This is a genomic window from Pseudomonas sp. PS02303, from assembly GCF_029959925.1.
Lineage (GTDB): Bacteria > Pseudomonadota > Gammaproteobacteria > Pseudomonadales > Pseudomonadaceae > Aquipseudomonas > Aquipseudomonas mandelii.
Window position 1 is genome coordinate 1 of sequence record NZ_JASCOM010000272.1, and the last position, 7,571, is coordinate 7,571.

Genomic DNA, 7,571 nt, shown 5'->3' on the forward strand with positions numbered 1-7,571 from the left:
GGCAAGCCTCGCTCCTACGGTATTGAGTCGTTAGTCAACTTTATGAACGACCTGATCCTGTAGGAGCAAGGCTTGCCCGCGAAGGCGGCCTCAAGAACAACACATCACTCAATACTCAGCACGCGCCAGTCGGTTGTAATGGCTGATCAGCGAATCATATCCACGCGTCACCGCATAAAAATCATCACTCAATCGCTGTGGTTCAGCCTTGTTCTTCCAGTCCTTGTGCAGCGCATTCAAGGCATCCAGATACTTCTGTGTCGGCCTGGCGATGTGCGACAAGAGATAACTGGGTGCTTCGTTACGGTTTTGCGTTTCCTGCATATGGCGTTGGCCGAACTGCTGCAGGTAATCCCAGGCCAATTGCAGTTCAGCGATGGCTTTAGCCAGTGCCTGCGGCGTCAGGCTTCGATTGTTCACGCCCTCCGTTACAAGGTTCAGCGTGTCCCTGGCCTGGATCATGTAGGCCAGCAAATACCAGTGAATGTCCTTGCCCAGGCGCGCTTCGATCAGTTTGAGTTGCTCGCGCCGCTGTTCGAGGTCCAGCGCTTCAACCTGCTGCCTCAGTACCGTTGACGCCGTGAGGTAGTCCTCGGCCCTGGGTCTGAATTGATCGGCAAAGGCGGGCTGCACCTCACTGATGGCGGTCGAAAAACGCGCCTGTCGGTAAAAGGTGATTTGCTGCGTAAAGGGCGTCACTTGCTGTAATGCCTGTGCGTAGGCATCGGCTTTCAACGCCAGTGTTGGGTCGTAGTCCAGCAACTTGAGTTTTTCGCTGATTTTCGGCGAACAGATATCCCTTTGAATGGCGGGTGCATCACGGGCACCGTTGTCGTCGAAATCATGCTGGTTGGTGATCCAGTCTCGCACCGGTTCCGCAGGTTGCTTCGGCGATTTGTACAGTGCGTAGGCGACCCGCCAATGCACGTCGACCCGGTTGATGCAATCGATCACCGGGCTCAGGGCATTGGCCTGCGCGGTGAGCGGAGCGTCGTGTCGATCCAGCCACAAATCGATGCGGGCGACGAATTTCGAAGAGCCGGCCAGCCCCATCAGGATCAGCATCCCAAGGGTCGCCACCGGGAACAGCCATTTCGGGTTCATGGCTGTTTCTCCTGGCCGTACCACTGCTCAACAGTGGCCGGTGCGTTGCATTCGCTGGCGGTGGCCGGCATCCGGCTGCACAAGCGTTCGGTCCACTGTTGCAGGCCCTGGTTGCGGTTGACCGTACTTTGGCTTGAGATCACTTTGAACACGCCGAGTACTAAAACCAGCACCAAAATGCCCGCGCCCATCAGGCTGCGTTTGAGCAAGGGGCTGGCGTGTTGCCAGGAAACGTGCGGTTTGACCTTCCGTCGGCGTATAAGTCCGACACTCATCAGTGTCGTGATGTAAACGATGCTGCCGACCACGCCATACACGTTGCCAATGCCCGCCGCCATCGCAATGCAGGGAATCAAGTCGCGCAGCACTCCAAACGGCAGGGGCATGAGCGAGGGCGAAAGGCGCACACTCAATCGATCGTCCAGCCACCAAAAGCGATGGGCAACGTGCGCCGTCAGCCAGTTGAGTGCCCATCCGACGACCGCGAATATCACCGACCAGAACACCGTGACGCCGATCAATTCGCCCAGACGCGTGCCCAACGGCGCGAACTGAATAAAGGTGCCGACCAGACAGGCCAGGACAATACCCAGGTAAATCGGCCAGCTGTCATAGGTATGTTCCCAGTCACGCCAGAAGAACGGCGTACCGCCGGGCAGGTCTGCGCAGATGTCGGGGTGGTTGGCGTACAACGCAGAGCTCAGCTTTCGACAGTGCACCCAATCGTCTTCGCGCAAGCGTCGGGCCAGGGCTCGGCGCTGACTGAATGGGCCCGGCGCCAGCAGCAAGTGGGCGGCGCGATGCTCTGGCGTGGCAGCGGGTTCTGCGGCGAGGCGTTGTTGCCGGGCCAGAAATATCGGCGCTTCACGACGTTCCGCCAAGCGCTCGCGCTGTTGCGACAATTCTACAATCAGTTCTTCGTCCAGTTCCAGGCGCTGCCAGAGACTGAACCAGTGAAAGGTTTCCATTGCCCATTCGAGCAGTGTTTCACAGGTCTCGAAGTGTTCGACGCAATGCCTGAGCACGGCGTCTTCCATCACATCGGCCGCGCCATGTTCGAGGGCGGCGGCATAACGTTGTTCGAGCTCGACACGGCTGACACCGTCCAGCGAACGCGTGACCCGTTGCAGCGTGTCGACTTCCACCACCGACAGCCCGCTCAGGTCCCACGGGGCATCATTACCCGAGTCATCCTCGCGCAATTGCTCCCATTCCTTGATGCTCAGCGCTTGCTCATACGCCTCACGCAGACGCTGAAAGCCCTCTGGGTCTTCATCCGGGCGCGTCTGTTTGAGCAGGATTGCGTATTGGCGTTTGATACTGCGTGTATCTGCATCAGCCGGGAGGCCAAGGGTGGTCCAGCAACTCATTGCGTGTGCAACTCCATGAAAACCCGGGACGCGTCCACTAGTGGCAATTTGATTTTGCGCACCCTACCTGTTTCGCGTCGAAAAGTCCTCGGGTCTTACCGTCAGTCACCGACAAACGTTTACTGCAGTCCGGCGTAACGCTTTTTTTATTGCACTTGCTCGGGAGCGGGCGCATCGAATGGATAGATCTGGCGCCATTCGGATGCCATATCCACAATCGTCCAGCCACGGGTTTTGGCTTCGTCCAGGGCCTTGTCCAGACGCCCGATCTGCGATTGACGGTCATAGGCCCATTCGCGCTTGGCGTCGGTGTGGTGCACCAACCCCATGAAGCGTTTGCCCGGCCCGGCGGCGGTCCACTGCAGCATTTGCAGGTCGCCATCGGAGTTGCCGAACGCGAGGATCGGCCGGCGCCCGATCACTGCGTCGATGCTTTCCGGTTTGCCCGGGCCGTCGTCGTTGTGGGCCAGTTTCGGGGTGCGCACGATCGAGGCCTTGCCGTCCTTGAACTGGAACGCGGTGACAAAGGTGGTGCCGATCACTTGCTCGGGTGGAATGCCGTAGACCTTCTCGGCAAAGGCGCGCATGAACGCGGTGTCGCCCCCGGAGACGATGTAGGTCTTGAAGTCCTGGCTGCGCAGGTAATCGAGCATTTCCAGCATCGGCTGGAAGATCATCTCGGTGTACGGCTTGCCGGTTTTCGGATGTTTGGCTTGGCTCAGCCAGGTCTTGGCGTAGTCATCGAAGGCGTCGGTGGTCATGCCGGTGTGGGTGGCGCCGAAGATCTTCAGGATGCCGTCCATACCGGTGGCAGCCAGGGCCTGGTGATCGTTTTCCAGCACGGCTTTGAAGGGCTGGGTGGTTTTCCATTCCGGGTGTTGCGGTGCGGTGCGCTTGACCTCTTCGAGGGCAAACAGCAACTCGAAATACATCGGCTGTTCGCTCCACAACGTGCCGTCATTGTCGAAGACGGCGATGCGGTCCTCGGGTTTGACGAAGTCCTTGCTGGATTGGTCGGTGACTGCCTGGACGAACTCGATGATGTTTTGCTTCGATGGTCCGTCGTTCCACGAGGGCAGGGGTTCGGCCGCGAAGGCCAGCAGGGGCATGCTCAAGACCAGCGCAAACAGAAGCCTCAGCCCATGGCGTCGGCGGGTCGACATCAGGTTTGTCATGGGAAGTCCTTCTCGTGAATAGGGTTGAGTGGGCGCAACGCGTCAGCTGCCGGGGGCGGGTGGTGACAGGTCTGACTATGCAGCGTAGCCAAGGATTTCTTCAGTTGGCGCAGCGCCTGATCTTCGGTCGGTTGCCGGCTGCAACAGGCGCGCAACAGGTTTTGCAGGCGCGGGCCGAGGTTGCCCGGTTTCAGGCCCAGGCGGCTGCGTCTGCCCCAGAGGTACAGGGCGCTCAGTTGTGCCGGTTTGCCATCGATCTGCACCGGAGTTTTGCACTGGGTGCGTCGGTCGGGGTGCTCCTGCGGTCTACGGAGTGGGAATTCATGGTTTAGCCGGCACGGGGTTTAGCGGCGGAATTTGCCACTGGCCGCTGGTGACTTCCGGTTTTGGCAGGTAAAGGCGCAAGCCCCCATAGAACGGGCCTTCCGGCGCAGGCAGCCAGTTGCTTTGCAGGTCCTTGGCCGGTGCACTGTTTTGCAGATAAAGGGTCAAGCCACCGTCGGTGTCGAGCTTGAGATCGGGCAGCATTCGCGAGTTGATCAGGTAGCGGTTCAGCGGGTTGGCCACCAGCAACTTGTTCTTGCTGTCGTACATCGTCAGCGACCAGAACGCATCGGCCGGGGGCAGGGCGCCTTTGTCGAAATGCAGGGTGTAATCGTGTTTCGAGGCGTCGAGCGGCTTGCCGTCCTTGTCGACGAAATAGCCGATGTAATTGGCCTCTTCGGCCGAGTTGCCGAAAATCCCCAGGTTGGCGCCAGCGTAGCGGTACAGGTAATTGCCCTTGAGGTGATCGCGGGTACCGTAGAAATCGCCGCTGGTGACCTCGTGAGTATCGACTTTGTCTTTCTTGAACCGGGCGAATTCGGCCTTGGCATCACTGATACCGTCTTCCAGGGCCTGGCGTTGTTCTGCGGTGAAGTCGTGCAGGTTGAAAGGCTCGCCGGCCTCGATGCCGATGGTCTTGAAGCGCGCGAGCAAGTCCGTTTCCGCGTCCTGCGCCGGGGCGAAGGCCAGCATGAAGTTAAGGTAGCGGAACAGATCAGGGGTATCGCTCATGGTCGGGGTGGGTTTGGGCCAGGCAATCTTCGGCGCGGCGGGTGGGGCCTTCTGCTTGACGTAGTGGCTCAGCGTTTCGACCTTGTAGCCTTTCTGAATCTTCTTGACCTGGGCCAGGTCCTTTTCATCGAATAGCTGCGTGCGATACAGGGCGTAGGCGATGTGGGTTTCGCTGCGCAGCAGTCGATCCATTTTTACCGGTTGCTGACCCTGCCAGTTGGGGCCGGCGACCATGAAATGCCCGCCGTTGTTGCCCGTACTGCGGGTGCCCAGGTACGCAAAGTTTTGCGCGTAGGCGTCGATCAATTGCACAGAGTAGTAACGGTGCTCGTCTATGGGCGGCAAAGTCAGCACCACCGGTTCGGCGCGCAGGTCCATCCACACAAAGGAGTAGGGCGTGTCTGCGTTGGGTGTGACGAACGCAGTGTCCTTGGCGGTGAACGCCTTCGCGGTGTTGCCGATCCGGTTGAACGGCGCCTTGAAGTTCGCGCTCTTTGTGTCAACCGCTTGGGAGTAGAGGGTTTTGTACATCTCCACCACCGGAAATCCGTACAGGTAGGCTTCCTTGGCGATGCCCCGGGCGTCTTCGGGAGTAGCAGTGAAGTCGGCCCAGGCGCTGGTGCTCAGGGCGAGCGAGAGCGCGGTGAGCAACAGGCGGTTAGTCATAGTGAACCCTTGGGCGTCATTTCACCGCTGTGACGGCGTCGAGTACCGGACGGGATGGGGGGGCGATCGCCATAGAACCCGTGTAGAAACAAAGGATCGCTTCTTGGGCCGGCAGACTGTTTTCCAGCGCCGCCTTGCGGATTTGGGTATCGAGGTCCTGGGCACCGACGCCGCAACTGACGAACATGGTCATCAGGCTGTAGCCGGCCAAGCGAATTGCACAGTGCATACGAGACTCCTATTTACCGAAAGGCAGTTGTGTCGCGGTTGCCACTGCTGCGTAATCTCTTTCCTATCAAGCCTGTATGACATGTTTGTTGAAGTTAGCAGCTAACGTCGGATTCGCCAGCCGGACGGGGCTTTGGATGTTTGTTCAGATTTTCGGTATTTTTTGTGCATTGAAATTGAATGCAAACCTGAGGCCCGGGTGATGTGGCAGAAAAGCCATCGCGGGCAAGCCTGGCACCTGCAAGAGAACGCGGTGTGGTGATTGACTTGCCCGAGAAAAGTGTTGATGAGGTGACGCTGGACGCTTAACCCCCTGCAATGTTCAGCGTTTTTTCATCTGTTCGCGTATCCGTTCTTCCTGCTCACGCAGTTGCGGAGTGAATTCCTCGCCGAAATCTTCCGCTCCGTATATAGGGCGGATCTCGATCTCCGCTTCGGTGCCCGGCATCGGATTGGGGCAGCGTTTGACCCACTCGATCGCTTCCTCTTTCGACTTGACCTCCCAAATCCAGTAACCGGCGATCAGCTCTTTGGTTTCGGTGAACGGGCCGTCGATGACCGTGCGTTTTTCGCCGGAGAAACGCACCCGGGCGCCTTTGCTGCTTGGTTGCAGGCCGTCGCAGTCGATGAGGATGCCGGCCTTGGTCAGTTCCTCGTTGTAATTGCCCATCGCTGTCATCAATTCCTCGGTGGGCAGCACACCGGCCTCGGAGTCCGGGCTGGCTTTCACAATGATCATGAATCGCATGGTTTTATCTCCGCTGGAGGGTGGGTGATTCACTGTCTAGTCGAATGGGCGTGAGCCGAATCGACAGGCAATGTGTGAAATGTAGAGCCGGTGGCTGCCTTTCATCTTGAACGCCGGGTGAAGGCGGGAGAGGGCGGTACGCTGTACACCGGCTGCGCGAACTGTTCGGCTGTCGGTGGTGCGTTGATATGCTGAGGTTGCTGAGACGGTGGGCGCGCATCCGACCCTGTAGAAGGTCGCCTGCTCACGATAGCGGACCGACATTCAAAATGAATATCGACTATTACACCGCTATCGCGAGCAGGCTCGCTCCTACAGGTTTCTGTGTCGTTTGGAAGAGTTGTATCCAGTTTAGGGGGCGACACTTCACAATTTGTATCCGGGCATAGGTCGTCGGCCCATTTCGTGGTTAACTTCGGCCTCTTCAAAATTCTCCACAACAACGTCAGAAGGACTCCGTTCATGGCTCAAGTCACTCTTAAAGGCTCCCCGGTTCAAGTCAACGGCCAACTGCCACAAGCCGGTTCCAAGGCGCCAGCCTTTTCCCTGGTCGCCGGCAATCTGTCCGACGTGACCCTGGCGAACTTCGCCGGCAAGCGCAAAGTGCTGAACATCTTCCCAAGCGTCGACACCCCGACCTGCGCCACTTCGGTACGCAAGTTCAACGCCCAGGCCAACGACATCGCCAACACCGTGGTGCTGTGCATCTCCGCTGACCTGCCGTTCGCTCAAGCTCGCTTCTGCGGCGCCGAAGGCCTGGAAAACGTACAGAACCTGTCGACCTTGCGCGGTGCCGAGTTCATCGAGAACTACGGCGTGGCCATCGCTGACGGCCCGCTCAAAGGCCTGACCGCCCGTGCCGTCGTGGTACTGGACGAAAACGACAACGTTCTGCACAGCGAACTGGTCAAGGAAATTGCTGAAGAACCGAACTACGAAGCGGCACTCGCCGTTCTGAAATAAGGTTACTTTTACAATTGTTAACGGCCTGAGGGGGCGTTCTCAGTTAATTTCCCCGCCGCGTTGTCGCCTTAAAGCGGGCCAGGCAAGGCGCAGGCCGCTGGGAATGGTTGTTCCCTTTCCAAGGCCTGCAACGCAGGCTGGCCCGCTTTAAGGCACAACCCGAAGGGCCGGGCCTGCTGTTGTGCAGGGCTGCGTTGCTCGAAGCTTATTTGGAATGACCAAACCACGCTTCTCGCGCCTTGGCCTGCACAACAGCAGACC

General features: G+C 58.7%; 8 protein-coding genes. 1 reads left to right on the plus strand and 7 read right to left on the minus strand.

Going from position 1 to position 7,571, the window contains the following annotated elements; genetic code table 11:
• Positions 1-108 precede the first annotated feature (108 nt).
• The 7 genes from QMX98_RS29950 to QMX98_RS29980 all read right to left on the minus strand — a co-directional run bounded on the left by QMX98_RS29950 (position 109) and on the right by QMX98_RS29980 (position 6,347).
• Entirely contained in the window at positions 109-1,104 is a 996-nt protein-coding gene (locus QMX98_RS29950; protein WP_282411832.1) for a DUF3829 domain-containing protein, read from the minus strand.
• On the minus strand, positions 1,101-2,474 hold the full coding sequence (locus QMX98_RS29955; RefSeq protein WP_282411833.1) for a J domain-containing protein: 1,374 nt from the start codon (positions 2,472-2,474) through the stop codon (positions 1,101-1,103). The genes QMX98_RS29950 and QMX98_RS29955 overlap by 4 nt, the downstream gene beginning before the upstream one ends.
• 146 nt (positions 2,475-2,620) lie before the next feature.
• Complete coding sequence (locus QMX98_RS29960; RefSeq protein ID WP_169857985.1) at positions 2,621-3,649, minus strand: HAD family hydrolase; 1,029 nt, start codon at positions 3,647-3,649, stop codon at positions 2,621-2,623.
• On the minus strand, positions 3,646-3,912 hold the full coding sequence (locus tag QMX98_RS29965; protein ID WP_177426692.1) for a hypothetical protein: 267 nt from the start codon (positions 3,910-3,912) through the stop codon (positions 3,646-3,648). The genes QMX98_RS29960 and QMX98_RS29965 overlap by 4 nt, the downstream gene beginning before the upstream one ends.
• Positions 3,913-3,970: 58 nt before the next feature.
• Complete coding sequence (locus QMX98_RS29970; protein ID WP_282411834.1) at positions 3,971-5,371, minus strand: DUF1254 domain-containing protein; 1,401 nt, start codon at positions 5,369-5,371, stop codon at positions 3,971-3,973.
• 16 nt (positions 5,372-5,387) lie between these two features.
• Entirely contained in the window at positions 5,388-5,600 is a 213-nt protein-coding gene (locus tag QMX98_RS29975) for a hypothetical protein (protein WP_145307337.1), read from the minus strand.
• 321 nt (positions 5,601-5,921) lie between these two features.
• Positions 5,922-6,347, minus strand: coding sequence for a YciI family protein (locus QMX98_RS29980; protein ID WP_077749975.1), 426 nt, complete (start codon positions 6,345-6,347; stop codon positions 5,922-5,924).
• A gap of 462 nt (positions 6,348-6,809) precedes the next feature.
• Here QMX98_RS29980 and tpx point away from each other — a divergent pair, with 462 nt between their 5' ends.
• Positions 6,810-7,310 (plus strand): thiol peroxidase, encoded by a 501-nt coding sequence (tpx, locus tag QMX98_RS29985; RefSeq protein ID WP_010459910.1) that lies wholly within the window; start codon positions 6,810-6,812, stop codon positions 7,308-7,310.
• Positions 7,311-7,571: the final 261 nt, after the last annotated feature.